The organism is Halorubrum sp. SP9 (genome assembly GCF_005435015.1).
Lineage (GTDB): Archaea > Halobacteriota > Halobacteria > Halobacteriales > Haloferacaceae > Halorubrum > Halorubrum sodomense.
The window spans coordinates 1-324 of sequence record NZ_SGXU01000550.1 but is presented as its reverse complement, the minus strand read 5'-3'; the positions used below and the strand labels follow the sequence as shown (position 1 = coordinate 324).

Genomic DNA, 324 nt, shown 5'->3' with positions numbered 1-324 from the left:
GAGTGGTTCGTGCCCGGTGGAACGGTGTTCAAAAACGAACCTCGCACTGATGCTGTCCACCGCGTGGCCAACGAGGAACTCGGAGAACCTGTCGTCATCGACGACTGTCTCGGGACCTACGAACATTTCTACGAAACGGCAGCGGCCGATAGCGTCGATTCGAAACACTATCTCGCGACTGGGTATCGCTGTCACTTCGACCGCGACGATCCCGAGATCGGCGGCGACGACCAACACAGCGCCTTCCAAGTCTTCCGGCCGCCGTTCGAGAATCTCCATCCGTACGTTAAACGATACCTCGACGATCGCTAACCCGACTACTCC

General features: G+C 58.0%; 1 protein-coding gene. It reads left to right on the top strand.

Features of this window, described 5'->3' with window-relative positions; translation table 11 throughout:
* Positions 1–312: NUDIX domain-containing protein (locus EXE45_RS18550; RefSeq protein WP_158294351.1), on the top strand; the 312-nt coding region annotated here is incomplete at its 5' end.
* Between the last annotated feature and the right edge of the window lie 12 nt (positions 313–324).